This window comes from Hydrogenobacter hydrogenophilus, from assembly GCF_900215655.1.
GTDB classification, from domain to species: Bacteria; Aquificota; Aquificia; order Aquificales; family Aquificaceae; genus Hydrogenobacter; species Hydrogenobacter hydrogenophilus.
On sequence record NZ_OBEN01000001.1, the window covers coordinates 225,802 to 252,714 of the forward strand.

Genomic DNA, 26,913 nt, shown 5'->3' on the forward strand with positions numbered 1-26,913 from the left:
TATAACTAATTATAGACGCACACACCAAAATCCTCAAACCTCTTTCCTCTTTTGGTGTCAAGCAAAAATACCAAGAGTCTTGATTCGGAAGATGTGTATAACTTCCATACTCGCAAAGGCTTGCAATCGTCAAAGGATCCCATCCTGAATATGACTATTGAAGATCCGTCGGGTTTTTTATCTTTCAGCACCTTTCTGTCTGTGTAAAAGGGTAGATTGTGGTGGAAGTAGCCAAGCTCGTAAACTTTTAGACTGCCTTTTGGATCAAGAGCTTTTATGTAATTCCCCACTTCTCTGTAATGCCTAAACTTTTCAAGATATTCCACTAAGCCTGCATTTACAAACACAAGGAAAGCTATACCTCCCACCAAAGGAGAAAGTATATAACTCTTAGGAAGCATAAGAAGGGGTAAAAAAGCCAAAAGTAAGAAAAACTTATTCAGGCTAAAGTAGAAAACCGCTATGACTATAGTTAAGGATAAAAGGATGGTTAAAAAGAGAGAAGAACCTAAGGTGAGCTTCTTCCAGCTGGTGTTTAACAAAAAGCTTGCGGTAAGTACTGACATGGCAGGATAAGCGGGAAGCACATAAACAGGTATTTTGGACTTTACTATACTAAAAACTGTAAAAACAAATAAAAACCAAACTATGAAAAAGGAAAGCTCCCTTCTTAACTTAAGAATAGACCAAAAGAAGGCAAAAAACACTAAAAAGGAGTAAGGCAGGAAGCTAATTAGGGTATCAAGAAGGTAAAAGTAAAAGGGATCTGTACCTTGATGTATTCTTTTGATGTTTTCTTGGTAAAATACCTTTAAAAATTCCTCTTTGTGAGCAAAAAGTTCGTAAAAGTGCCACCAAAGGCCAAGGGGTAAAAAGGGGAGTGTCAATAAGTAGTAGCGTTTTTTAAGTAGTTCCTTTGGGTTTTCAAAAAGGAGATAGATAAAAACAATGCCTGCAGGGATCACAAAGCCTGCAGGGCCTTTTGTCATAATGGCTAAGGAGGATGAAAGAAAGGCAGGGACCATAAAAAATACACTGTCTTTTTTGTAAGCTTTTAGCCACAGGTAAAGGGAGAGGGTTATAAAAAAGGTGAAGGGTATTTCGGGAGATGCATACCTTGAGTTGGCAAAAAATTGAAAGGAAGACAGGAGTATAAGCGCTGATAACAGGGAAACTTTTAAGTCTTTTAAAACTTCCCAAGCTAAAAGGAAGGTGATAAGACCTGTGAGCAAGCCAAGGACTGCATGAAAAAACCTAAGCCCAAACTCGTTAATTCCAAAAAGATAGTATCCTAAGGAGATTATCCAGTAGGTCACGGGAGGTTTTTCAAGTCTTAGCTCACCGTTATAGTAAGGTGTTATAAAGTTTCCCGTGTGTATCATGTTTTTTGACGCGTCTGCATAAAAAGACTCGTTGGGCATCCAAACCTGAGGTGATCCTAAGCGAAAAAAGTAGCTTACTAAAGTAATTAGCAAAAGCAAATACAGCATTTAAGGAAATAGTATCACATCTACAAGGCTATCCTTTTTTATCTCTTTTATACCTTCGTAAACTACCATGTATGCGTTCATATCTATGTAGGAAGTTAGCATATGAGATTGGGTCTTGGGAGAGTAAGAGCAGTAAGCCTTATCTTCTTCAAACCACACGTAGGACCTTACGAATTCTCTTCTTTCCGCGTCCTTTCTTGAAAAGTCCTCTTTGAGAATAGCTTTGAAGGTCTTGTGTGCATAATCGCTCCTTCCTGACATTTTGAGCAAAGCAGGATGTACTATAAGGTCAAAAGCCATACTGCAAGATACTGGATTGCCCGGAAGTCCAAAGAACAAACCTCTCTCTCCGTAAGTGCCAAAAAGAACTGGCTTTGCCGGCTTTATGCGCACTTTGTGAAACTTTACATCCACTCCGCACTCTCTGACCAGATACTGAACATAGTCCTTGCCTCCCATAGACACACCACCGGTGGTTATAAATACGTCATAGTCTTTCAAATGGGCTAATGCACGAGTTATCTCTTCTTGATCATCCTTGACTATACCCAAATAATGGGGTTCCCCACCGCTTCTTATGACTTGTGATATAAGCACATAACTGTTGGAGCTTCTTATTTGGGTAGGTTTCTCTATAATCTCTCCCACATCCTTTATCTCATCACCCGTTACTAATATAGCTACCTTTGGCTTTCTATAAACAGAAACAAGAACCTTGTTTACCGATGCCATTATGCCCACTTCGTAGGGTCTTATGTGTGTGCCTTTTTTTATAAGGAGTTCACCCTGTTTTACTTCCTCTCCCTTCTTTCTTATGTTGCTCCAAGCCTTTAGGGGGTGTTTTATGAGTATGTGATCACCTTCTTTCTGAACCATCTCAAAGGGGATTACCGTGTCAGCACCTTGTGGAATAGGTGCTCCCGTGAATATAACTACTGCGGTGCCTTTTTCAACGACTATACTTTTATCCTCTCCTGCGGACAGTTCACCTACCACCTTAAGTTTTACAGGATTCTCTTCAGAAGCTAACTTTATGTCTTCGTGTCTGACTGCATACCCATCCATGGCTGAGTTGTCAAAGGGCGGTTTGTCTGTATCAGAAAGTACATCTTCTGCAAGCACCCTTCCCAAAGCTTGGTTTATAAACACCCTTTCGGTATCTATTACTCTTGTATGTTCAAGGACTGTAGAAATAGCTTCTTCGTACGATATCATATTTATCTACCTCCTGTGTGTGTATTATAATAATTTTAATTAAATGTCTCGAATCTCTTTAAAGAAAAAGAACGGACTTATTGTTGATCCAAAGGAAGGATGGGACTCTGTAGCGCGTAAGGTTATCAAATTAGCACTACCTATAATACTTTCTAACTTGCTCTATACTGTGGAAAGCGCCTTTTCTATAATACTCGTCTCTGGTCTTTCCTCAACGGCAGTGGCGGCGGTAGGTTATTCCGCAAGCATGCTCTGGTTTATATACTCCTTGATGGCTCTGTCTTATACAGGTACATCTGTACTTGTAGCTCAGATGACAGGCGCAAGAAAAGACCCTTCTCCTGCACTGCTTTGGGGTTTACTTATATCTTTTTTGATAGCTCTACCTCTTACTTTTGTAGGTACAGACCTGGTGACCTTTTTAATGGAAAAGTTTGGTGCATCTAAGCAGGTAGTAAGTTTAGCAAGAGACTACCTTGATCCTGTATTTGATTTCATAACTGTTGGCTTTATTACCAACACAGTGTATGCCGCTTACAACGGTTATGGGGATACAAAAACGCCCTTTCAAGTAGCCCTTCTTATGAATGTAGTCAATATATCCAGCGCCTACCTTCTAATATACGGCAACTTGGGATTTCCAAGGATGGAGGTGCGCGGTGCGGGATGGGGTATTGCACTTTCAGAATTGGTAGGCCTTTTGGCATATGTGATTCTTTATATAACAAAGAAAAAGCCCTTTCCGCTGTGCTGGGATTTTAGTAAAAGTGTGCTTTTGAGTATTCTTAGGATTGGCACTCCCACCGCTCTTGAAAGAGCTTTCTCAAGCTTATCTTTTAACATATTTGTGGGTTTTTTGGCTAGCTTTGGAGATAAGGTGCTTGCCGCTCATCAGATAGGGCTAAGGGTTGAAAGCGCTTCCTTTATGATAGGCTTCGGGTTTATGGTAGCGTCCACTACCCTTTCGGGGCAAAACTGGGGTGCGAGAAACTACGCAGGTTTAGATTACGGCATTAGGATCACCGCTCACCTAACTGCTTTCTTGATGGGCTTTATGGGTGTATTGCTTGCTTTGTTTCCTAAGTACTTTTCTCTCATATTTACCAGAGATGTTCAGGTCATAGAGTATGCGGTTTATTATCTGGTGATAGTTGCCTTTTCCCAACCGCAGATGGCTTACGCCAGTATATATTCGGGAGCCCTCAAAGGTATGGGTAAAACTCACATACCTCTTCTCGTAAATTCAACGTCTTTTTGGGTTTTTAGGATAATACCCTCATACTTTTTACTGAAGTACTTCCATACACCTCTCGTGCCGTGGGTTTTCATGAGCGTAGAGATGACTACAAGAGCTATTATCTTCTACATAGCATACAAAAGGGAGGTGTCTAAGCTTTTGAACTGCGAAACAGAAGAAGAGAAGTGTAAAAAAGCAGACATTGAAGGAGTAAAAAGGCAAACACTTTAACAATAGCCATCTGAGGATGTACGAACCTAATTAGAAAACCTGATAGGTTATCAAGAAAGGAAAAGAAAAAAAGGGAAAGACCTATCAGCAGTTTCTTTTTGGAGTTAGTAAAGAGAAGAAGGTGAGAAACAGTTATAGAATAAATAGCCATAGACAGAAGGTGAGGATGGAAGACTTTAAGCATACCCTCAAAGGTTTTGGGTTTGCTAAAAGTGGATGGGTTTCCCAGATAGTAGTCCTTTACATTGTCAAAGGTAAAGCCCATTTTTGAGAAAAAAACCATAAAGTTGATGCATGCAAAAACAAGTAAAAAGAAGGAAAACATCAAAAGAAGTAGCTTAATACTTGATATACCAGAAGCCTTATCCTCACCCATAAAAATGAAAAAGAGAAGCGTTAAAAGTAAAACTACACCACTTAGAATTTGGAACATAAAGAAAGAAAAGAGCTTTACGTATATGAAAAGGGGAGAAGCATAGACTATAAGGAGATCAGAAAGCACAGCAAATATGCCTGAAAAAGTAGTTCCAATAATCAAGGTAGTTTTTAGCTTTTCAGAAAAAGAAGATAGTAAAAAAAGAGAAAATAGCACCAAAATGTAAAAAGCCTTCAAAAATACATCCACATGCATGTCTTCAGAGAGTTGCGAGAGGGATATCCTTTCAGGAAAGTTTGGGTCTCCAAAGAAGTACTTAAAACTTGATGAGTAGGTAAAACCGTATTTGTGATAAAAGTAGATCCACGAGCTTATCCAATAAAACAGTAGGAAAAGCAAAAAGGTAAGGATCAGGTAATAGAGGGGTCTGTTGCTTTTTATGTTAGCGGATATAAAGAACCTCATCTTTCACCTCCAAAGATCACCTGCCACATGGCAAGAACCTTTCTTGTGTTATCGGTGATGGCTTTTGATGTAAGTGTAGCACCTGTCATGTTGGGTATGTCCTTTCTGAGTCTTATACTGTCTGGTGTTAGCATCTTCCCTTTAAAGATCTTTAGCCAGTTTTCATCAGGCATGTACTCAAGAGGCTCGTTGAAAGAAAGCACCTCTATTAGGTCTATCTTACCTTCTGGTGTTATGGTGTATAGCACTACCTCAGGATGGGTTCTGACCGTGTGTGTGTCTATGTATGCGTATCCTACTATAGAATTTCCTCTTTTGGCTATATACCAAGATACGAGCCTTGTGTTTAGTTTTACGCCAGAGAGCTTTTCTATATTTTCCACCTGTAGTTTTGAAAGTACTATGTTTTTAACCTCTATACTTGCACCCGGAAAGGCGTCTTTGAGAGCCTGCTGTGGGGTTTTGAAATCTCTTGCAGAACTATCTATCGCAAAAGAGATAAAACAAAAGAATACGATAAATAAAGCACACCACCTACACATGCTTAACATATTTTAATCCCTACTTTAAGAACAGAATAGTCTTTATGATTGCCCATATGCCAGCTTCCTTTATTCCAGTGCTTTCTACCGCATCAAGTCTTTCTAAAGAGTTTCCACCAGATGAAATGCCAAAGGGTCTATCAAAAACATCCCTTCCAAAGATGAACCCTTGAGCACTTACCACTCTCATGTACTGTTTGTCTATACCGTATGCACGTTCAGGTGAAGGAAGAAAAAGCTCAGGCTTTATATAGCCTTCATCATCCAGATAGTTTATAAGGTTTGGGTTTGTGATAATGTTGTCCTGGGGTGAAAGTATGAGGGATATTTTGTTAATATCTTTGCTTATCCTTGGGAGTATCTCTTGGTTGCTTCTGAAGTGATCTCCTCCGTTGGTCATTGAAAAGTAGAGCTGATACTCTCCCTTTACAAAAGGTAAAATCCTTTTAATTTCAGGTCCTATGTTTCCTTCTAAGCTTGCGTAAGTCCAGTCTTTTATGTTTTTTACTACAAGGTTGTAATCCTGCTCCATCCATCCTTTTGCTCCTGGCACCTTACGCCAGTAAGTAAAAGTGGCATCCACACTTCCACCTATAGACCCATGACACGCTATGCAAAACTTCATTTCCTGAGCATTTTGAGGTCGTAGCTTTCCGTCTTTGTCCTCTATAAATCCCACCATAAGCCAGTTTTTGCTCGCATTAAAAACAGCCCCTTTATCCCAGAAAAAGCCTTCTTCTTCCTCTTCCTGCTCTTTCCTTTTTTCTGCGTAAGCTAATTTCCTCATATACCTCATTTCCCTTATCCTAAGAGATTTGAAGGATATGGTGTTTTGAGGGTCAAGATAGTAGATGGGATGAGCAAATTCTGTTCCGGGTGGGTATTGGTAAGTTATGACGGGCACACTACTTGCGTCTCCCTCGTACCGATCCGGCATGATGAAGTCTCCTACCTCTGTATCACTACACAGATTACCCGGACTAACTCCTTTTATGGCACACTCAACTATGGCTAAGTTTTTCTTGTAAGTGGCTTTGTCAAAGTTCCCTCCTTTTTCTCTGAAAGGTCTGTCAAGCCTTATAAAGGTGGAATCTATTCTGCCGTTGGTGGGGAAAAAGCCCGGAAAAGGTTTCCACTTGAAGACTCGCCATCCCGTGCTACCTACAAAACCTTCACTGTCTATATTAACAAGCTGATAAGCTCCACCGCTGTATGTATATATGGGTGGAAGGTCAGGAAAGTACTTGAGATCTCCTTCTCCCCTCTTCTGATAAGCCGCCATCCAGTTGTCCTGTCTTATGTAGCTTTGCACTTGTGCATCAGAAGGCATAGGAATACCAGCAAGGGTAAGGTCAGGTCTTGTGGCGTTTAGCCAAGGATTACCTAACTTCAGTATTTCTCTTGGAAAAGAGTACTTGAGCGTCAGATCAAAGTCTGTCTTTTCGTTGGCATAGGGTGTGTTTGCCTGAGTGTGGCACACATAACACGGGTTTGCTATAGCCCTACTGTATCTGACTATACCTGTATCCGTATAGCACTCAAGGGGTATGTTAGGCTCAGGGTTGGTAAAATTCGTAATCTCTTCTTTACCCCCTCCTCCCCCACACGCATAAAGGAAAAGTGCAGAAAGTAGAAAAACCCTCTTCATGAAACCTCCTCCCTAAAACATCCATCCAAGAGCTAATCTGTAGATGTTTTGCTTTTTGGCATCTTTTGGTGAAAAGCGCACATAGTCTGCCTTTAGTGCTACAAGTGGGTGAGGCTTGTAAGAAATACCCACATTAAAAACCTGCACCTTACGTCCTGAAGGTTTTTCAAAGCCATCTGGCACGCTTGCGTGCGTGTTGTAGTTTTCGTAAATACCAAACACATAAAGCTGTTGGTCCGAGATCTTCAGAAATCTAAATACATCGTAAGCTAACTGAGTATAAAAGCCGTAAAACTTTTTGGGAAATGTGGTACACTTAGCTGTATCACCAAGTTGGCATGCTGGGTTTGTACTTATCTCTTGAGATATCTTATCCGCTCCAGAAGTAGTTCCGTATGCTCCCACAAACCTCACATCCCATCCACCATACTGCCACCAAAGGTGAGGTGAAAGAAGATTTAGATTTCCAAGCTTTTTACCTTTTTCGTCCTGCACACCACCAAAAAATCCACTCACTCCTACTTTTAAGTTATACGGAAGGTTATAATCAAACCTTCCAGAAAAGGCTATCTGATCAGAGACCGCTTTGAAGCCTTTCTGTTTAAAGCCTTGCAAAAGCTGTCCATTCTCAACTTTTTCTCCGGCTTCCTCATTGGGTTTTAGGCCGTTGGTGATGTAAGCTCTGTACTCAAGTTTCTCTAACTTTCCGTAAGCTCCAAAACCAAGCTCGCGCCAAGTTGTAGGTATTATGTTCCTTTCAAGAAAAGGCCTGTCCACACTGGGAAAGGTAGGAGGCTCGTGATACTCGTTGATGATCCCTACAGGAATAAGAATAAGACCGCCTCTCAATCCTAACTTTTCGTTAAAGCTGTAATCTATAAAGGCAAATTCCACTGCAGTCTCACCACTTTCTTCTTCCCCCTCGACAAAAGCGTGCTCCCACTCAATTTCTGAATTAAACTTTAGCTTTTCGTTGAAGGCATAACCAAAGTAAAGTATTAACCTTTTGGCATCCACTGTATTCTTGGGCTTTTTATCAGGATTGTGAAGAAAGTGGATCTCTCCATACCCGCCTATGGAAACACCCTTAGGATTAAATAGTGCCTTGGACGCGGCAGGTCCCAATCCAGAATAAGACTTGATTTCAAGTTGAGGCATCGCTATTTCAAGCCTAAGCTTTCTTATCTCTTCTTTGAGCACATCTGTTTCCTGCCTAACTTCCTCAGTTTTCTTTTGTTCTTCTTTTAGCTTCTGAATTTCCTGCTGAAGAGTCCTTATCTGCTCTTCTAATTGTCTTATTTTTTCCTCGGTAGGCTGTGCTACAGCTATTGTAGAAAAGAGGGCTGAAATCAGAAGTGCCTTCTTCATTCTCTATACCTCCTGTATTGAGATTTAATATCAACGATATTACAAAAATTGAAACCTGATGTCAATATGACAAAGATCACTTAAAGGAGTTCCTTAGGGACTGGGGGTAATTTTTTGAGTTTTCTTTGTATTATGTCCGTAGAATACTTTTCCAAGTAGTACGCTATGGTTTCCACTCTTATTTTTATACTTCCAGCGGGTTTTGTTTCATCAAGTTCTCCGAATTTGAAGAAAAGTGTACCTCTGCTTTCAACGATCTTTTGCACGGGTGTGTAGGTGGGTTGATCCATACCACACTCATAACTGGAAAGCCTTATAACTCCCGTTATCCACGGAAACCTACTGGCAAACTTGGCAGCCCATATGATCTCGTTAGTGTTTGAGCTGTACGAAGATGTCCACACATCTGATATGTCCAAATAGCTTTTTATAATGCCAGCTTTGACATCCTGACCAAAAAGCCAGTCCAATAGCCAATTTTCTAAAGGTAAGTAATTATACCAAAGCACTGGATATCCATAAGTTTGAAACTCCGCATCTATCTCGTGTCCTATACCTGGGTCCATGTGATAAGGTCTTGCAAGAACCAAGATGGCTGGTCTATTCTCTTTGACGCACCACCTTATTATCTCAAGGCTCTTGCTTCTTGCATAAGCATCAAACTCCTCAAGAGACTTAAGTCCATACAAAACAGCATCGACTACCTCTTGATAAGATACATCAATAACTGATTTTAAAGACTCGTAGAGCTGTTTGGGAAGAAGCTCAGGTTCACCAAAAGTGATAAAGGGTGATACGTACTTTATACCCTTAGAGAGAAACTCGTCTCTCTCTTTTGTGAATCCTGCCTTTATGTTCTCTGGAGCCATCATAACCCTTGTACAGCTAAGAGTATCAAGCACATGCCCTTTTAGAAAGGAAGGAAGGGAGTATATCATAGGTACAAAGATGATGTCCACTTCTTTTGTAAGAAGCTCGCCTATGTGTCCTGCCAATGCCTTTACGGGAAAGCAACTGTCCATAGTTATCCTTCCTTTACCATACTGTCTGTATTGCTCTTCGGAAGTGTCCGAGCTAAAGATCACCTTAACACCGAGCTTTTCAAAAAAACCAACCCAGAACTGGTGTGTGCTCCATATGTTCAAAAACTTGGGAATGCCTACCTTTATGTTAGACCTATCTCTATTAGCTGTTTTTGTATTCCTTCTGAGTATTCTTAGCATGATCATAAATTTATAGTTATTTTTCAAAGGTTATGTATTTGAGTATGTAATCCCACATGGAGATGTAGGCAAAGATCACCGCGATCCAAAGTGCCAAGTTTCCTGCAGAACTTCCCAAAGACAGGAGGAACAGGCTTAAAAACTCAAAGAAAGCCTTAGTTTTACCAAGGTATGATGCCTGCATCATATAGCCCTTTTCTACAGAAACGCTCCTTAGGAAGGAAAGGATAAGCTCTCTAACGAGCAAAAGGACAAAGCTCAAAGGATGAACTTTTTGTACATACAGAAAAGCGGAAAGCACAGACAAGAAAAAGACCTTATCCACCATAGGGTCAAGCAAAGCACCCCACCTGCTTTTTTCTCTACCCCTTCTGGCTAAATTGCCATCAAGGAGATCAGACAAAGCTCCTAAAAGTATTAGAGCAGAAGAGAACCTTTCGTAGCCTTCAAGGACTGCATAAAAAGTGGGAAATGTTAGAAAAAATCTAAAAAGAGTTATTAGGTTAGCCATCACAAAGATTTTAACATTAGCTCCCCTTCAAGGTATCTTATAAACTGATATGCAGACCTTCCTGAAAAGCCGTATCTTTCCTTTGCCCACTCAAGAGCCATACTAAAAAGCAGTTCTTCTTGAATGTTTAGGTTTCTTCTTACCGCGTAGCTTTTTACTATGTCCAGATACTCCTGCTTTCCTATGGAGAAAAAGCCCAGCCTTAAGCCAAACCTCTCCACAAGGGAGAGAGTTTGGATACGATCCTCTTCGGGAAACTTATGAGCCTTTTCTATTTCGTGAAGCAAGTTCCTTCTGTTGGAGGTGACATACACCACTGCGTTGGCAGGTCTCTCTTCCACATCTCCGTCCAGTAGGGATTTTAAGATATTTACCTGAGGGTCCCCCTCTTCAAAGGAAAGGTCGTCAAAGAAGATGATAAACTTATTTTGCGTGCTTCTTATCATATGGTATAGTTCAGAGAGGTGAATAATGTCCATCTGATACACCTGAACTATTCTTAGCCCTTCAGAACCGTAAAGCCCAAGCATAGACTTAACGAGGGAAGACTTCCCTGTGCCTCTGTCTCCCCACAGAAGCACATCGTGAGCAGGAAGACCCTTTACCAGCTTGAGGGTGTTTTTTCTTAGAGCCTCTTTCTGTCTGTCTATGTGAAGCAGTTCTTCAAAGTTTGGAATATGCACCTTTTCTATAGGTTGAATTTTACCGTCCTTAAAGCGAAAGGCAAAAAAGCTGTCAAAGTTTAGCCCCATTTTAGCTTCTCCTTTAGTATTTCAAAAAAACTCCTTTTTGGGTTTGGATACATAAGGCAGTAATGCTTTGACTTTTTAACTATTATCTGATCGTATTTTTTTAGTGCCATGCCTTCCTGTCCGTCCATGGTCAGGTACGCCATGCCATCGGGTGAGAGATTTACTAGCCTTATCTCAAAATTGCTTGGAAGTATGACGGGTCTGTTGGAAAGGGTGTGAGGACAGATGGGTACAAAGAGAAGGTTTTCTGAAAGGGGATAAAGGATAGGTCCTCCAGCGGATAGAGCGTAAGCAGTTGAACCTGTAGGTGTTGATACTATAACTCCATCTCCATAAACTCTCATCATAAATTCTCCCATGGTATAAACATCAAGCTCAAGCATGCGTGCTATGTTGCTTTTTGAAACCACTACATCATTAAGATAATCTCCCAAAAAGCGCAGGGTTTTGTATCTTTTCAGGTATGCAGAGATCATAACTCTTTTCTGATACTTTATCTGACCTTTTAGCACCATATCAAGCACTTCAAAGGCATACTCCTTTTCTACCTCCGTTAGAAATCCAAATCTTCCTTCATTTATACCCAAGATGGGTATTTGGTACTTGGCTACAGTTCTTGCTCCTGCCAAAAAAGTACCATCCCCACCCACCACAAGAAGTAGGTCTCTGCCTTTGATATCTATCTTGGGCTTTACACCTCTACGGTTTATGTAAATATCTGTGGATACCTTCCTATCAATGAGGTGTTTCTGTATCTTCTTTGCAGTCTCTATGGCGCTCTGACTGTCCTTTACAAAAAGAAGTACTTTTTTCATAAGAGTGCGTCTATAATCTCACAAAGCACGTGACCTAAGGTTATATGACACTCCTGTATTCTTGGTGTTTCGTAAGAAGGTACTACAAAACTATAGTGAGCTATCTGGACTACCTTCCCACCACCTTTGCCTGTGAAAGCGATAGTTGTAGCTCCAAGGTCGTGTGCCTTTGCTATACCTCTTACCACATTGGGAGAGTCTCCTGATGTGGTTATACCTATGACCACATCTCCGGGCATGCAAAGAGCTTCTATCTGCCTTTCAAACACCGACTCAAAACCATAATCGTTTCCAACAGCGGTAAGTATAGAGGTATCTGTAGTGAGAGCTATGGCAGGTAGAGCCTTTCTCTCCTTTTTAAACCTGCCTACTATTTCACCTGCTATGTGTTGTGCATCTGCTGCGCTTCCTCCATTCCCAAAAAGTAGAAGCTTATTACCATCCTTTAAAGCCTGTGCTATGATCTGACCCACCTCCACTATCTGTTGTGCATAGGTTTCCACAAAAGCCAGCTTAACATCAGCGCTTTCTCTGAAGGAGTTTATCACCAGCTCAATCATCCTTTTTGAGGTTTCCAACTGTAAGCCTCCTCATAGTTTTGAAAAACTCTGAAAGCATGTGCTTGTGATACTCCTCTTGATTCTCTATGAATCTAAGGAGTCTTTGTACTTCTGGGTCTTTTACCTTTTGCATCTCCTCGTTGTAGTCCTTACCAGTAGACTTTTCGTATTCTATTTCTTGTTTTACCTGCTCTTCTAACTTTTTCAGTGGTTTTGGTGATAAGTCTGTATTTATATCTGGCATACCACCAAGCTCACCTATCTTTTCACCTATCTTTCCCATGTGAGTCATACTTTCTATAGCCAGATCAAGCATTATGTCCTTGTAAGTGCAGTCTTTTGTGTGAAAAAACTGATACAGATAGTTTATTATGGTTTGGTACTCCTCTTTAAGAAACTTGTTTAGGACTTGTAGGGTTTGAGGGTCTGCCTTTTTTTCACCTTCTAACATAACGGACTCTTTTGCAAGCTCCATAAGTTCTGTAAACTCTATCTTGTGGTCCTCTTCGTCCTTTATGACTCTTTCCAAAAGCCTCTTTATCTCATCATCTTTAACTATTTCAAGCTGTTTGGTGTAGGTATCTATAGCCATCTGTTCCGCATCTATATCTTTTGCCATCATATCCGCCCAATCGGGACCACCTATCACTATCATATCTTCGAGTCTGTCAAGCACTACCTGACCGCCCAGCTTTACTACCTTTTGTGCAAACCACTTGAGATGCCTCATCTCCTGTCTTGCTATAGATTCCACCTCTTCCGTTATGTTCTTATCCGTTATCAGGAATATGTGGTAAAGATACTGAACTATGGCAGAGTGCTCAAGAGCCACATCATAAAGAAGAAGGTTAATAAGCTCTTTCTTATTCATACTCTTCACCTCACTTGAAAGACATTATAGCATGGTATAATTTTACCAGTTTATGAGTATCCCTATTCTTGTCTTGGTACTTATCTTGCACATATCTTACGCTCAGGATTCATGTTCAAAAGAAGCTCTTAGTAAGCTAAAAGAGATCATAAGCGAGCATTACCTGTGGAAGGAGAAGGTAGATGGCGTAGAATGGGGTAGTCTTGACGAAGCTATAACTTACCTGAGAAGTAAAGGTGATAGATGGACTGCTATAACCAATATAGAAGAGGATAGGCTTTGGTACTCCAAGGCTAAAATGTTTGGTATAGGTATAAGGTGGGATGACGAAGGCACTATAAAAAGGGTGTTCAAAGACTCTCCAGCAGAAAGAAGCGGACTTAAAGAAGGTGATGTGATCCTTTCTATAAATGGGGTAAAGGACAAAAATCTTTGGAGCCAGACCATAAGGAGCGTGCCTGTAGGGGGCATCGTAAATATAACAGTAAAAAGACAGGAAAGTCTTAAGGAGTTCCACATTGTCAAAGGTGAGTTTTCTGTACCTCCCGTGGAAGAAGTTAGGATCATACTCTTGGACCACAAAAAGATTGGATACATAGCTCTGACAAACTTTACAACTCCTGCAGTAGAGGAGTTCAGAAAAGCTTTGGAATTTTTAAACTCTCAAGATGTTGATGCGCTTTTGCTTGACCTCAGAGACAACGGTGGTGGTCTTATCTCAGTTGCCAAAAGCATAGCGGACATGTTCATAAGAGGAAAAGGTGTGATGTTTTACTTAGAAGGTAGAAACAGAGTGCCTGATGTGTATCCATTTAAAGATGGAGAGCCCCTCTTTAAAAAACCTGTGCTTGTCTTTGTCAACAGATGGACCGCATCTGCTGCTGAGCTTTTGACCGTTTTACTCAGAGTCTACGATAAAGCTGTTATTGCAGGCGAGCTTACGGTAGGCAAGTATGTAGGTAGCAATATGTATAAATTAGATGACTGCGGTAGAGTGCTCAGGCTTGTCACTTTTGCGATGAAACTCCCCAGCGGAGATAACATAACGAGCGATGTGGGTATACTACCCGATTGTGTGATAAAAGCAAAGAACGATGAAGGACTCAGTATGGCTTTGGACTGTCTTCTAAACCGTATCTTTGAAGAACCTTCCTTAGCTCAGCCTTGATCTCTTCTCTGTCTTTTTGGGTGTTTATTGTGGTAATGTCCTCTGGTGGTTCAAAAACTTCCTTTTGTCTTAGGTATATGTTCCAGTCTGCGTCTGATATGTCCTCCCTTTGAGAAAGCCTTTTCTTTATTTCTTCCTCATCTGCAACAGTCATCAAAAACAGCACATCACCCAGTTGTTCCTTTACCATATCCCTTTGCCACTTTTTCAAGAAGGTAGCATCTATTACCACATGCCTTCCCGCATCTTTTAACACCTTTGCCCTGTTTATCATTTCCTCATATACCCTTTTAGTCCAATCTTCGGAATATATACCTTCTCCAAAACCCACTTTTATGCGCTCATAGACACCTGCAAGTTCTTTCCTTATAGCATCGCTTCTTATCCATTCAAAGCCAAACTCTTCGTGGAGTATGCGTGCAACAAAGGACTTTCCACTTCCAGAGAGACCCATGATTACCACTATCACTTTAATAACCCCTTATCTGGGTTTCTCCTCTATGACAGGCTATGCAAGACTTTTGACCATCTGCCACCTTCACCAGTCCAAAGCTCTCCGCTATCCTTTGGTGCTTGGAGTGTATCTCCTCAAGGGGTTTAAACTTCCTCATCTGTGGTATACCTATACCCTGATGACACTGGTAGCAGGTAAGCATGGCTTTCTGCCAAAGTTGGATAGCTTTTTCTTTATCTTTTTCTTGCAAAGCCTTGGGTATTTCAGAGTAAAGTATGGCGTTTCTCGTTTTTACCACATTCTTTACATCTTCGCTCCAGTTTGCCACCATGGGAGCTGCCAGGGACATGTTCTTTCCGCAGGCAGAAAGTCCGGTAGGACTCTTTACCAACCTGTAAGCGGCGTCAAACTCTCCCTTTTCTATGTAGCCCCTTAGAGCCACAAAGGAGAAGAAAGTTCTATAAGCACCTGCCTTGAAATTGAGCCTCACATCTGATAGATACTCACTTGCCTTTATTACGTCCTCTACATTCTTTCCACCCACTACCATTATGTTTCTACCGTCCTTTTGAACAACCTGTATGGTAGGCTTATCAAAAGAGAGTCCCAGGTCTTTTACCACTTGGTTGTTTGTTCCTACTACTATGATGTTCTTGTAGTTCATGTTTTTGAGCTGGCTATCACTTACTAAAAGAGGGGGTATCTTGGATGCCTTTACCTCTTCTACTCCAAAGCCTATATCATCCGTCCACTGTCCCAAGTAGTAGGCTATCTTTCCTGCTTGTGCCACCACACGGGGGTCTTCCTTTTCTCCATACACTATGAGGACATGGGGTACTGCCACATCTGTAAGAGATGCAGGAGTGCCAGACCATACGCTTGAGTAGGTTATGTAGGGAAACAATCTGTCCGCAAAATCAGGCTTTATGAGAGGTTGAGCCATGGCAACGCTTACAAGTCCAAACATAGCCAAAAGCTTCATGTTTTTGCCTCCTATTTTCTATTATAGCAGTTCCTTTTTGAGTTGTTTTTCAAGAAAGGTGAGCATATACTTAAATTTTCTGTCTTCTTTTATCTTTTCTTCTACTTTTTTCACCGCATAAATAGCTGAAGTGTGGTCTTTTTTACCAAAGTACCTGCTTATTTCTACGTAGGAAGCGTTTAAAACCACTTTACAAAGATACATAGCTATCTGTCTTGCGTTTATGATCCTCCTTTCTTTGCTTTCTCTTTTGAGGTCTTCGGGTTTTAGTTTGAAATGCCTTGCGGTAAACTCCACCACAAACTTTATGTCTTTGGTATTTTTTTCCTTTGAAGTGTTTTTCATGCCAACTACTTTTAAGGTTTTTATAGCACCTTCTATTTCTCTTACGTTGTAGCCAGTGTTCTCAAAGACATAGTTTATTAACTTTTGGTCAAGGGGCATGCCGTAGAGGATCATCTTTTGTTTTATGATGGAGAGCTTGGTCTCATCGTCCAGACCTATCTCTATCACAAGGCCACTTTCAAACCTACTTATGAGCCTGTCAGATATGTCTTTTAGGTCTTTAGGATGTCTATCGCTTACCAAAACTATCTGCTTATCCCTTGTGTACATAGCCTCAAAGATCTTAAAAAGTTCTATCTGGGTTCTTTCTTTTCCGCTGAGGAACTGCACATCGTCAAGGAGAAGCACATCAACGTTTGAGTACTTATTCCTAAAGGTGTCTATCTGTCCCTTCTTTAGGTAAGCTATCATCTCCTCAGAAAAATCGCTGACGGGAGAGTATAAAGCCCTATAACCATACTCCATTGCTTTGTTGCCTATGGCATGCAGAAGGTGTGTCTTTCCAAGTCCTACGCTACCATATATGAACAGAGGATTGTAAGATACACCCGGATACTGCCCCACCTGAAGACACACCTTATAGACAAGCTCGTTAGCTTTCCCTACTACGAAGTTTTCAAAACGATACTTTTCTATCAAACCGCTTTGATACTCATAAGTACTTTCTTCTTTATCTTCTACGCTCCTTACTTCAATCCTTTTTGTGTAATTACTAAGCCTGCTTCTAATATACTCTATTGCCCACCTTTTGTAAGCTATAGTAGGTGCTATAAGTATAACGCTATCTTTTTCCTCCTTTATCTTGAACTGGCGAAATATACCCACCGCAAACTTGTCCGTTTGCTCAATAAAGAATAGGAAGTCCTGCCTCTCCATGTTTTACTACTTATCTTAAGGCAGATATTCAAAACATAAAGCACAAAAAAGTGCGTATCTACAGAGTCTTGGGTGTGGTTTTAAAAGTTATCTTTCTACTGAGAAAATCTTACAAACAGGCTTGCAAAGTCCTCCGGAGATAGCCTCTTTATACTCAGTATCTGAGCGTTTTCTTTGAGGTGTTCTGGTTTGCTCATGCCTACAAGTGCGGTACCTACGCCCGGGGTGCTCAGGACAAATTGAAGACTTGCAAGTACATCTGAATTTACCCCAAGCTTTTCTTTAAGAGCCTGTGGAACCCTACCTATAACTCTACCTTGGTATATACTTGCACTTGTATATACGTATATGCCAAGCTCGTTGCAAGCTTCTAAGGTAGATAGCTTTTTGCCCTTTAGCTCTTGGTTTTTAAGAGTATAAGCTTCTGGCATTCCAAGACTGTAGGGTAGTTGTATGAACCTAAGGTGGTGGTCTTCTCCCGCTACCTGACGGGCTAAATCTACTATTTGTGAAAGGTTAAGATACTGCCTACTTGTGGGAGACACCCTAAAACCGCTCCATGTAGCAAGTCCGTAATATCTGACCTTGCCTTCCTTCACTTTACTTTCCAGAAACTCAAAGCACTCTATAAGCTTTCTTTCAAAAATCTCTCTGCTAAAGAAATTTAGCTGTTCTTCCGGATTGTGAAGAAAATACACATCCACATAATTGGTTTGCATATTATCTAAACTTTTATTTAAACACCACTCTATAAACTTGGCAGATAGGTAGTGTCCTTGGGGTGTCATCTCATCAAGTTTTATCAAACCATTGTTAATAAAGTTTTCGTAAAAGTAGTCTTTTGGGTCTATACCTGAGTCTGCATCGTAGGGTACATAACCTCCTTTTGTAGAAACTATGAATCTACCCCTTCCTACTTCTTTCAGAACTGCGCCCACATCCCTCTCACTCTTCATGTATCTGTAAACGATAGCGGTGTCCACCACGTTTATTCCGTAATCAATATACGCAGACTTTATAACCCGCCTGTAACCTTCGGAAGTATTCTGGTCTAGCTCACCAAGATAAGTACCAATTCCCAGCTCTGAAAGTTTAAGGTCTAAAAAACTCTTCATACGGATCATTTTAAGACTATTGGTGATATAATGAGATTTAAAAAGTATGAAAGGTAGGTTAATTTTTGTACACAAGTTTTTCCCTGTTGATCCAAAGGGTGTCCTTGGTGGTGCAGAAACAGTAAGCGTGGACACAGCTGTTGGGCTTGCAAAAGCTGGCTGGGAAGTTTACTTTTTTGGATATCTTCCAAGAGGTAATCAGATAGTAGATGGGGTTAGGTTTATAGACTACGGTGAGGACTATAATCTTTATGAGGTTTTCAAGGAATATAAAGATAAGGAGTTTGATGCGTGTATATGCGTGCATGCCTATCCAGCAAAGACCCTCTTAAGCTTTGAAAACATAAAGAGGTTCTTTTTACTACCTCAGGATACGCGCTTTATAGAACACAGGGCTGGACCACACTTTATAAACAAGTACTTTGACGGGGTTATATGTCTCTCAGATTACCAAAAGGATGCTTACCTGCGCTGGGGTATAAAGGAAGAAAAGCTTAAAAAGATACCATACGGGATAGATACACATACCTATAGACCTCTATCAGAAAGAAACATGAATAAGATAATGTTTGCAGGAGCAACTACTAAGGAAAAAGGAATAGACTTGCTTTTTGAAGCATTCAAAAAGTTGAACAACCTTATACCACATTTGGAACTCCATATATACGGAGACGCAAGTTTATGGGGTATGGCTCAAGACGTAAAAAAACATGCAGACGCGTTAAGGGTATTTTTTCACGGCAAAGTGGGTAAGGAAGAACTTATAAAGGCTTACAGTGAGTCTGCTCTGTGCATTATACCCACAGTACCTGAGCTTTATCAAGAATCCTTACCAAGGTCTTCTTTAGAGGCACAGGCTTGTGGTTGTCCTGTTATAGGAACTAAGAGCGGAGGACTACCAGAGACTTTTTTGGATGGACAGACGGGCTTTTTGGTAGAACCCCTGAGCGTGGATAACCTTGTAAAGACCATAAAAGAAGCCCTTGAAGATAAAGAAAGGTTAAAAGCCATGTCCCAAAGAGCAGTAGAGTTTATAAAGGAAAATTTCTCTTTTGAAAAGCAGATTAAAAAGCTTGAAGATTATATACTTTCTGTTCCTCCGCAAAAAGAAAGGGTAAGCAGTATTACTTACAAAGACCTCAAGATACTCTACTACACAGAAGTACCCCTGATGCCATCAAAAACCTCCTCTTGCAATAGGGAGTACGAAATACTAAAAATACTTCTTGAGAAAGGAGCGAAGATAACTTATACTCACGGGTTTTTTATAAACGGTGTAGAACCAGAAGTGGAAGATTTGCATAAATCTTACGAAAATTTTCACATATTAATACCCATATACACTCACCTTACCTCTATAAGAGATCACGATCTTCTGTGGATAACAGAAACTTGGGAACTGGAAAGACTTAGAAAAGCTCTAAATTTAGCAAGAAGAGCTAAGCTTGTTTATAACATACCAGTAATCTTTGACATCATGGACAGTATATACAAGCACATGCTAAGATGGAAAGATGCAGGAATAGAGATCACAGAAGATGAGATAAAAGCGGTGTATAGTGTAGAGAAAGAGCTTTATTCATTATCTGATGTGGTCATTTTTGTATCTGAGGAAGAAAGGGATTTTGTGGTAAAAGAGTTTTCCGTAGATGTTGATAAAACTTTTATAATATCAAACATACACTATCCAACAGATAATCCTGCGAACGGGCAGAAGAAAAGCGTGTGCTTCATAGGAAGCACCCTTAACCCTAACAACCTGCTTGCTATAAAGTACTTTTTGAACAAAATATACCCCTTGGTACTTCAAAGAGACCCAGAGATAGAATTCTACGCCATAGGAGATAAGACAAATGAGTTGATGTTAGATCGCATAGTAGAAGACAAGAGTTTATTAAAAATCTACGAAAAGAAAGTTCATTTGGTAGGTTGGGTGAAGAACATAGGAGAGGAGATAAGAAAACACAAGTTATCTGTAGCACCGTTGATCTCCGGTTCAGGTATTAAGGGTAAAATATTAAACAGTCTTGAATACGGTGTGCCTGTAGTGACAACTTCCTTAGGTGCAGAAGGGTTTGTAGATTTAGGAAACTCTGGAATAGTTGTAGCAGACAGCCCCGAAGATTTTGCACAGGCTATCGTAGAACTCATAAAGGATGAAGAAAAAAGAAAAGAACTTGCCAATAAAGGGCTATCTTATGTCAGGAAACACTTCTCAAGAAGCAAAGCAGAAGATACACTTGTGCGCATGCTACCTATTATAAGAAAAGCCATAGGGCTAAATTTCTCTAAAACAAAGCCTTGTAAGTATAAAGTATTGTCCGATTATCAAGTGATCCTTCCAGAAGGCTATAAGCGCACAGACGATTTTGATGAGGTTTTTTATGCGGTCCTAAGTGAGTACGAAGATAAATATCACTTAATATCCTTTAATTATCTTGATGTTTATAGCGTGGATCCTCTCATGAGACCCTTCTTAGAGGACTCTTCACAGGCTTATAAGTGGTTGCCTACCATAATCAAGAAGGATTTACAAAAGGAATTTTTAAAAGAAGGAGCCTTAAGATGGATCCATACAGACACCATCCTGTGCTACAGGGAGTATAAACTTGAGGGGTTGAGGGGTAAGCTTATAGAAATAGGATTGAAAAACAAGATGTTCTTTAAAAAACATCCTTTGATGGAAAGGTTAGCAAAAAAGATATACAGGTTGATAACATGAATGTGCTTATTGTAGAGAATCATGTGCCTTTTATGGAAGGTGGTGCAGAAAGGCATGCTGAGAATTTAAAAAAAGCTCTTACACAAATGGGACACACTGTGGAAATTCTAAGAATACCCTTCAAATCCTATCCTATAGAGAATCTTATAAAGCAGGCTTTTATAGCGAGGATCATGGACCTTGAGGAGGTAACAGGTAGGAAGGTGGACCTGCTAATAACCATGAGATTTCCCAACTACTACATAGACCATCCTAACAAAGTGGTGTGGCTAATACATCCTTACAAGGGCGCTCACGAGCTGTGGGACAGGCCTTACTTAGACCTTCCACGAAACCCAAGCGGATACGCAGTCAGGGAGTTCATACTACAGATGGACAGAAAACATCTAAAGAATGCAAAGAAGCTCTTCGTAGTCTCAAAAACTATGAACGAAAGGATTAAAAAGTACTTGGGACTTGAAGGAGAGGTGCTGTACCATCCACCACCAAACACAGAAAATCTTCACTGTAAGGAGTACCAGAACTTTATCTTCTTTCCAAGTAGGATAAGCCCACTCAAAAGGCACTACTTGGCTATTGAGGCTATGAAGTATGTAAGAAGTAATATAAAACTTGTGGTGTGTGGAAGGCCAGATAGCCCATGGATACTTGAGGAGTTTTTACAGAGGTTGAGAGGCTTGGAGGATAGGGTGGTTTATCTTGGAGAGGTGAGCGATGAGGAAAAGATAGACCTGTATTCACGATGTTTAGCTGTTCTTTTCCCTACAGCTGAAGAGGACTACGGTTATGTTGCTCTTGAGGCCATGTTCTCCAAAAAGGCTGTTATAACCTGTATAGACTCAGGTGGGCCTACAGAGTTTATAGAAGATGGTATTACTGGATTTGTAGTGCAACCTACACCCACAGACATAGCGCAAGCCATAGACAGGCTGGCTCAGAACCCACAGATGGCCATGCAGATGGGAGAGAGAGCTTACCAAAAGGTCCTTTCTATGAACCTTTCTTGGAAGCAAGTGGTGGAAAAAATTCTGGAGGAGCTGTGAGGATAGCCTTTGTGTGTGCGGAGGAGAGTAAAAAGCTGATACCAGTTTTTAAGCTTCTGGAAGATTGGTCTGAGCTCACTGTGTGGATACCTCACGAAGTTAGCACAGAGCTTTATCAAATTTGCAGACTGCACACTATAGGCTTCTCACCAAAAGAACCTTATTTAACTTGGCTGTCTCATTTTGATGCTATCATATACTACATAACTCCAAACTCTTACCACAAGATGGTAGAGCACGCACGCCTGCCAGGGATAGCCCTGTTGGATGGTGATGTGCCCTTCCCTACCTACACCTCTTACGAAGATGCTATTCTGAGCTTTCTGCACTGGGATCATCCTTTCAACGATATTCTCGCAGTTCTATCTTCGCACCCTCTCAAACAAAAAACCTTAGCTCCGCAGAAGCACATAAGTGCAAGCCCAACTCCTGAAGACCTACTAAGGGACATCTTTATAGGTATAAGGCTCGCAGATGCCTTTCTGCCCTTCTTAAAGTTTATGACCCAGCTCAGGCAGAAGTTTTTTATAGATGTTGGTAGGGAAGTGCTTGAAAAGAGCTTTCTCAAGAGGCTTACGAAAGAACTAACCACCTTTTATGAAACTTATAAGCCTTTTGTAGAGACCTTCTCTGAGTGAGCCTTCCGGGATCAGCTTGGGCTTTAGTTTTGTGTGGTATAGGTCGTAGACTTTGAAAAAAACAGAAGCTTTTAGTTTGTCAAGCTCCTCCTGACAGCCTCTGAGTCTTTCCAACTCTTCTTTTTGATCCAATAAAGTTTGTTCAGCAGAGAGCCTCGCGCTTCTTTCCTGAGTAAGCAGATGCATCAAATGTTCCGTGGACTTTATTTTCTTTAGAAGCTGTGTGTGGGGGTCCTGGCACAAAAGGTCGTAAGTAAGATACCCGAGGATCTCGCTGAGGGTCATGGGCTTTTCTGGCATAAAGAAAAACTCGTAAAGCTTGTCTTCGCAAGTGTTTATGGTAGGAAAACGCATAAAAGCCTCTGCTCTTTTTGTCATGAGTTCGGGACCAATCACGCTCAGGCTGTAGGCATACTCCCTTAAAGCCTTCATCTTTATTTCGCACACATCCGTCACATCAACAAGCTGGTTGTACCTAAAAGTGTTGTAAACACCGTAAAGATGCAGTTCAAAGGAGGGTTTTTCCTCAAATATGGAGATCACAGCAAGGGATGTGGCTATGTGGTCTGGGTGATGGTCAAGGGGATGTGGAGCGTAAACCTTCTGGAAGTCCTTTATCCGCTCTTCTAAAGCAGACTTTAGGCTTGGTATGTGGTTTTTTAGCTCTCCGTCTGGAAAGTCCAAAAATTCCACATGACTTATTCCCAAGATTTTGGAAACTTTTACACACTCCTCTTTCCTCTTGTTCCCATCAAGAAACTTAGAACCGTCTGTAAGGACATACAGCAAGACTTCATCCCCCGCCTGTGCGTGCTTATAAAGCGTTCCACCACAACCCAGTACCTCGTCATCTGGGTGTGGAGCTATCACGACAACAGTGCTTCTCTCATTCTTTCTTTCCATAGCTCTATAGAAAACCTCCTGCGCACTTCTTTGGAGATGTACTCTCTATAGTGATCTCTTATGACTTTGTACTTTTTTATGACCTCTATTCGCCTAAGAAACTCTTCTACGCTTAACTCTGCTACCAAAAAGCCATTTAGAAGGTCAATGATCTCTTCTGACACGACCGACTTTGAAGTTATCACCGGTATACCACACGCAAGAGCCTCCAATATGCTAAGCGCAAACCCTTCATACCTTGAAGGAAACACTAAAAAGTCTGCAAGGTTATAAATGATAGGCATTTCCTCAAATGACACTTCTCTGAAAGCAATTATGTCTCTCACAGGCTCATAAGAATCAGAGCTACCACTTGATATAGCTTGTACCCAAAGGATATCTTTGTAAGTGTGTCTTACTAGCTCTCTAAATACGTCGTAGCCCTTTGTGTAGTCGTTCCTACCCACAAAGAGTCCCACAAGTGCATCCTTTGGTATGTTATACATCTCCCTTATCTTTTTCTTGTCCATAGGCTGGAAGATGGGATCCACTGGGTTAGGAATGGCTACTACGTGCTTTTCAACCTGTCGCTGTATAGCTTCCTTTAGGCGCTGACACACCGCTATTATAAGGTCCGCAGAGTTCAGCACAAAAGCTTCTGCCAGATAACCGTTGAGATACCTATTTACTAAGTATTCCCAATAATCTACTCCCATTTCTTGTATGTCTTCCTCACTTATCACCCTGTTTTCAAAGAATTCTGTATAGAGCCCGTGTATGATAGCTACCGTTTTTTTTGCTTTTCCAGGGAATAGACCCAAGCCTGATAAGTTATTTACAATTGCCAAGTCCCAGCTTTTTTCTGAAAAGTAAGCCTGTCTACCTACCCAATAAGGAGAATAACTTCCAATTTTCTGGCTATTGTCTGCGTGTATAAGCTCTATACTGTAACCCTCTTCGCTTAGCATGTCCATAAGATGAAGCACCACTCTTTCTATGCCCCCTCTGAATTTGAAAGGATCTACCAAGTTAAGGATAACTGCCTGCATGTCAGAAATATTTTAAACTAAAACTTCCCTCATTCTTTCTTTCCATAGCTCTATAGAAAACCTCCTGCGCACTTCTTTGGAGATGTACTCTCTATAGTGATCTCTTATGACTTTGTACTTTTTTATGACCTCTATTTGCTTAAGAAACTCCTCTGCGCTTAGCTCTTCTATCAAAAAGCCATTTAGAAGGTCAATGATCTCTTCTGACACGACCGACTTTGAAGTTATCACAGGTATGCCACACGCAAGAGCCTCCACTATAGTAAGTCCAAAGCCTTCATATCTTGAAGGAAACACTAAAAAGTCTGCAAGGTTGTAAATGATAGGCATTTCTTCAAATGGGACTCCTCTGAAAGTAATTATGTCCTTCATCAAAGGTATAGAGGAGGCAAGGCCACCCCCTGAAAGCACCTGCACCCAAAGGATATCTTTGTATGTGTATCTGACTATCTCTCTAAATACGTCGTAGCCCTTTGTGTAGTCATTCCTACCCACAAAGAGTCCCACAAGTGCATCTTTTGGTATGTTATACATCTCCCTTAATCTTCCCTTGTCCATTGGTCTAAAGCTTGGGTCCACTGGGTTGTGGATTACTATAACATCTCTATCTGTGTGTTTTTTTATGGCTTCTTTGAGGCTCTGGCTCACCGCCACCACCCTGTCTGCGGAGTTCAGCACAAAAGCCTCAGCTATATACCCGTTGAGATACCTATTTACCAAGTACTCCCAGTAATTCATGCCTGCCTTAGGTAAGTCCTCTTCCTTTATTGCATTCCCAAAAAAGTCCATGTAAAGTCCGTGAAATATAGCCACAGTTTTTTTTGTCCTGCCTGGGAAAAACCCAACACCTGCCAAGTTGTTCACCACAGCTAAATCCCAGACCTTTTCAGAAAGGTGTGCCTGCCTGCCTACCCAGTAAGGAGCAAACCCACCCAACTTTTGGCTGTTTTCTTTGTGGATGACCTCCACCCTGTAGCCCTCCTGTGAGAGCAGGTCTATCACACCCAAGACAACCCTCTCTGTCCCCCCTTTGAACATCAGAGGGTCTTCCATGTTGAGGATAAGAGCTTGCATGCCAGTATTATATTTCAATGGAGTAAAAGTCCTTTACAGTTGGGTGTTTGGATTGCACTTCACAGTCCCTTGCCAGCCTTGTGGTCTTCATGCCTGCCATCTTTGCACAGTCAAGCTCTTCTTCTAAGTCGGAGAGAAAAAGCACCTTATCAGGGTCTATGTTTATAGTTTTGGCTATGGTTTCGTAGGACCGTGGGTCTTTTTTGCTCCCTACTTTTGTGTCAAAGTATCCTGAGAAAAGATAGGTTAAATCACCGTAAGGAGTATGAGAAAAAAGAAGTTTTTGGGCTTTTACAGACCCGGAAGAGAAGACATAAAGCTTTATCCCCCTTGAGTGCCACTCCTTGAGCTTTTTGTAAGCATCTTGGTATATGTGCCCCATTAGCTCGCCCTTTTGGTAGCCCTCTTCCCATATATACCCTTGAATTTCCTTAAGCACTGTATCTTTCCTATCCTCATCTATCCACTTGGTGAGAAGCTCAAGTGTCTCTTCAAGGCTTAGAGTTTTTCCCAGTTTGTTAAAAAGCTCCTCAAGTATTGCCCTTATTCTTTCATCGTCCCAGTGGCTGTCTAAAAAACTTCTTAGTTTGTTCTTTGAGTAAGGAAATAGAACATCCTTCACAAAAGATAGTGAAGAAGTAGTGCCTTCTATGTCCGTAAGCACCGCTAAGATCTTAGCCATGAGCTTACTATACTATCGTGATCAGGGATAACTTCTGATATGTTGCTTCCTGTGAAGTTTGCTACCCAGCCTTCTGGGATAGTGAAAAACCTTATGGCGGTAAAGTGTGGTTCCTTTCCCATATCAAACCAATGGGGAGTACCAGAAGGTACGCTTATAAGGTCTCCTTCTTCACAGACTACTGCATAAACCCTGTCTTGCAAATGAAGGTAAAAAGTGCCTCTGCCTTCTACAAAGAAACGCACTTCAAAGTCCGAGTGGGTGTGTTCTTTTAAAAACATGTTTCTTAGCTCTTCCTTTTTGGGGTGATCTGGTGTAATGCTTGCCACATCTACAGATACAAAATGAAAAGTTTCGTTTATCCTTTGGATCTCGTCGTGATAAGCTCTGAGTATGTCTTCTTGTCCTTTTACAGGTTTTACCCTCCACCTTTCAAAAAGCACACCAACCTTATCTAACCTTTGGCTTATAGCTTTGTAGTCCTTTTCAGTTAAAAGGGGATAGCCTTTCTCATCATAAATTACAAGCAAGCTCATGGCTTTAATTATAATACGGTGTGTGATAAACTATTAAGTGAAA

At 41.0% G+C, this 26,913-nt stretch carries 26 protein-coding genes; 5 read left to right on the plus strand and 21 right to left on the minus strand.

The annotated features are described in order from the left end of the window. Positions 1-5 precede the first annotated feature (5 nt). Complete coding sequence (locus CP948_RS01265; RefSeq protein WP_096600269.1) at positions 6-1,490, minus strand: ArnT family glycosyltransferase; 1,485 nt, start codon at positions 1,488-1,490, stop codon at positions 6-8. After that, entirely contained in the window at positions 1,491-2,705 is a 1,215-nt protein-coding gene (locus CP948_RS01270; protein WP_096600271.1) for a molybdopterin molybdotransferase MoeA, read from the minus strand. It abuts the gene before it with no gap. Positions 2,706-2,748: 43 nt separating this feature from the next. Here CP948_RS01270 and CP948_RS01275 point away from each other — a divergent pair, with 43 nt between their 5' ends. Further along, the gene (locus tag CP948_RS01275; RefSeq protein ID WP_096600273.1) at positions 2,749-4,173 is read left to right on the plus strand and encodes an MATE family efflux transporter; all 1,425 of its coding nucleotides are present in this window, start codon (positions 2,749-2,751) and stop codon (positions 4,171-4,173) included. Here the strand turns inward: CP948_RS01275 and CP948_RS01280 are convergent. The 10 genes from CP948_RS01280 to CP948_RS01325 form a co-directional block, all read right to left on the minus strand. Further along, positions 4,094-5,014, minus strand: a complete 921-nt coding sequence (locus CP948_RS01280; protein ID WP_096600275.1) for a hypothetical protein — start codon at positions 5,012-5,014, stop codon at positions 4,094-4,096. The two genes, CP948_RS01275 and CP948_RS01280, sit on opposite strands and share 80 nt — an antisense overlap. Then, a complete protein-coding gene (locus CP948_RS01285; RefSeq protein ID WP_245810043.1) occupies positions 5,011-5,556 on the minus strand; it encodes an FMN-binding protein in 546 nt (181 codons plus the stop codon). The genes CP948_RS01280 and CP948_RS01285 overlap by 4 nt, the downstream gene beginning before the upstream one ends. Positions 5,557-5,575: 19 nt before the next feature. Beyond that, on the minus strand, positions 5,576-7,204 hold the full coding sequence (locus CP948_RS01290) for a hypothetical protein (protein WP_096600279.1): 1,629 nt from the start codon (positions 7,202-7,204) through the stop codon (positions 5,576-5,578). 12 nt (positions 7,205-7,216) lie between these two features. Further along, positions 7,217-8,572 carry a cell division protein ZapB gene (locus CP948_RS01295; RefSeq protein ID WP_096600281.1) on the minus strand — a complete coding sequence of 452 codons (1,356 nt, stop codon included), beginning with the start codon at positions 8,570-8,572 and terminating at the stop codon, positions 7,217-7,219. Between the two features lie 80 nt (positions 8,573-8,652). Further along, entirely contained in the window at positions 8,653-9,801 is a 1,149-nt protein-coding gene (locus CP948_RS01300) for an acyl-CoA dehydratase activase-related protein (RefSeq protein WP_096600817.1), read from the minus strand. A gap of 10 nt (positions 9,802-9,811) precedes the next feature. Then, positions 9,812-10,306 carry a CDP-alcohol phosphatidyltransferase family protein gene (locus CP948_RS01305; protein WP_096600283.1) on the minus strand — a complete coding sequence of 165 codons (495 nt, stop codon included), beginning with the start codon at positions 10,304-10,306 and terminating at the stop codon, positions 9,812-9,814. Continuing rightward, positions 10,306-11,058, minus strand: coding sequence for an ATP-binding protein (locus CP948_RS01310; RefSeq protein WP_096600285.1), 753 nt, complete (start codon positions 11,056-11,058; stop codon positions 10,306-10,308). The genes CP948_RS01305 and CP948_RS01310 overlap by 1 nt, the downstream gene beginning before the upstream one ends. Continuing rightward, positions 11,049-11,873: an NAD(+)/NADH kinase gene (locus CP948_RS01315; RefSeq protein WP_096600287.1), complete on the minus strand. Its 825-nt coding sequence runs from the start codon at positions 11,871-11,873 to the stop codon at positions 11,049-11,051. Before CP948_RS01315 ends, CP948_RS01310 begins: the two co-directional genes overlap by 10 nt. After that, on the minus strand, positions 11,870-12,433 hold the full coding sequence (locus CP948_RS01320; RefSeq protein WP_096600289.1) for a D-sedoheptulose 7-phosphate isomerase: 564 nt from the start codon (positions 12,431-12,433) through the stop codon (positions 11,870-11,872). Before CP948_RS01320 ends, CP948_RS01315 begins: the two co-directional genes overlap by 4 nt. Beyond that, on the minus strand, positions 12,426-13,304 hold the full coding sequence (locus CP948_RS01325) for a ferritin-like domain-containing protein (protein ID WP_096600291.1): 879 nt from the start codon (positions 13,302-13,304) through the stop codon (positions 12,426-12,428). Before CP948_RS01325 ends, CP948_RS01320 begins: the two co-directional genes overlap by 8 nt. A gap of 52 nt (positions 13,305-13,356) precedes the next feature. Here CP948_RS01325 and CP948_RS01330 point away from each other — a divergent pair, with 52 nt between their 5' ends. Beyond that, positions 13,357-14,472 (plus strand): S41 family peptidase, encoded by a 1,116-nt coding sequence (locus CP948_RS01330; RefSeq protein ID WP_096600293.1) that lies wholly within the window; start codon positions 13,357-13,359, stop codon positions 14,470-14,472. Here the strand turns inward: CP948_RS01330 and CP948_RS01335 are convergent. The 4 genes from CP948_RS01335 to CP948_RS01350 all read right to left on the minus strand — a co-directional run bounded on the left by CP948_RS01335 (position 14,408) and on the right by CP948_RS01350 (position 18,244). Beyond that, entirely contained in the window at positions 14,408-14,941 is a 534-nt protein-coding gene (locus CP948_RS01335; RefSeq protein WP_096600295.1) for a P-loop nucleotide/nucleoside kinase family protein, read from the minus strand. The genes CP948_RS01330 and CP948_RS01335 overlap by 65 nt on opposite strands. A gap of 1 nt (position 14,942) precedes the next feature. Further along, positions 14,943-15,908 carry a cellulose biosynthesis cyclic di-GMP-binding regulatory protein BcsB gene (locus CP948_RS01340; protein WP_096600297.1) on the minus strand — a complete coding sequence of 322 codons (966 nt, stop codon included), beginning with the start codon at positions 15,906-15,908 and terminating at the stop codon, positions 14,943-14,945. Between the two features lie 21 nt (positions 15,909-15,929). Next, positions 15,930-17,129, minus strand: a complete 1,200-nt coding sequence (locus tag CP948_RS01345) for a chromosomal replication initiator protein DnaA (RefSeq protein ID WP_096600299.1) — start codon at positions 17,127-17,129, stop codon at positions 15,930-15,932. Between the two features lie 95 nt (positions 17,130-17,224). Continuing rightward, positions 17,225-18,244 carry an aldo/keto reductase gene (locus CP948_RS01350; protein ID WP_096600301.1) on the minus strand — a complete coding sequence of 340 codons (1,020 nt, stop codon included), beginning with the start codon at positions 18,242-18,244 and terminating at the stop codon, positions 17,225-17,227. Between the two features lie 46 nt (positions 18,245-18,290). Here CP948_RS01350 and CP948_RS01355 point away from each other — a divergent pair, with 46 nt between their 5' ends. From CP948_RS01355 to CP948_RS01365, 3 genes are read left to right on the plus strand one after another with little or no spacing between them, the layout of a single operon-like run. Beyond that, the gene (locus CP948_RS01355) at positions 18,291-20,966 is read left to right on the plus strand and encodes a glycosyltransferase family 4 protein (RefSeq protein WP_096600303.1); all 2,676 of its coding nucleotides are present in this window, start codon (positions 18,291-18,293) and stop codon (positions 20,964-20,966) included. Beyond that, positions 20,963-22,009, plus strand: coding sequence for a glycosyltransferase family 4 protein (locus CP948_RS01360; protein ID WP_096600305.1), 1,047 nt, complete (start codon positions 20,963-20,965; stop codon positions 22,007-22,009). Before CP948_RS01355 ends, CP948_RS01360 begins: the two co-directional genes overlap by 4 nt. Continuing rightward, the gene (locus CP948_RS01365) at positions 22,006-22,647 is read left to right on the plus strand and encodes a hypothetical protein (protein ID WP_096600307.1); all 642 of its coding nucleotides are present in this window, start codon (positions 22,006-22,008) and stop codon (positions 22,645-22,647) included. The genes CP948_RS01360 and CP948_RS01365 overlap by 4 nt, the downstream gene beginning before the upstream one ends. Here the strand turns inward: CP948_RS01365 and CP948_RS01370 are convergent. The 5 genes from CP948_RS01370 to CP948_RS01390 are packed head-to-tail and all read right to left on the minus strand — an operon-like array spanning position 22,594 to position 26,870. After that, on the minus strand, positions 22,594-23,550 hold the full coding sequence (locus CP948_RS01370; RefSeq protein ID WP_096600309.1) for a PIG-L deacetylase family protein: 957 nt from the start codon (positions 23,548-23,550) through the stop codon (positions 22,594-22,596). The two genes, CP948_RS01365 and CP948_RS01370, sit on opposite strands and share 54 nt — an antisense overlap. Beyond that, complete coding sequence (locus CP948_RS01375) at positions 23,514-24,578, minus strand: glycosyltransferase family 4 protein (protein WP_096600311.1); 1,065 nt, start codon at positions 24,576-24,578, stop codon at positions 23,514-23,516. The genes CP948_RS01370 and CP948_RS01375 overlap by 37 nt, the downstream gene beginning before the upstream one ends. Positions 24,579-24,590: 12 nt before the next feature. Then, the gene (locus CP948_RS01380) at positions 24,591-25,652 is read right to left on the minus strand and encodes a glycosyltransferase family 4 protein (RefSeq protein WP_096600313.1); all 1,062 of its coding nucleotides are present in this window, start codon (positions 25,650-25,652) and stop codon (positions 24,591-24,593) included. Between the two features lie 7 nt (positions 25,653-25,659). Beyond that, positions 25,660-26,334, minus strand: coding sequence for an acireductone synthase (mtnC, locus tag CP948_RS01385; RefSeq protein WP_096600315.1), 675 nt, complete (start codon positions 26,332-26,334; stop codon positions 25,660-25,662). Further along, positions 26,319-26,870 carry a 1,2-dihydroxy-3-keto-5-methylthiopentene dioxygenase gene (locus CP948_RS01390; RefSeq protein ID WP_096600317.1) on the minus strand — a complete coding sequence of 184 codons (552 nt, stop codon included), beginning with the start codon at positions 26,868-26,870 and terminating at the stop codon, positions 26,319-26,321. The genes mtnC and CP948_RS01390 overlap by 16 nt, the downstream gene beginning before the upstream one ends. Positions 26,871-26,913 lie beyond the last annotated feature (43 nt).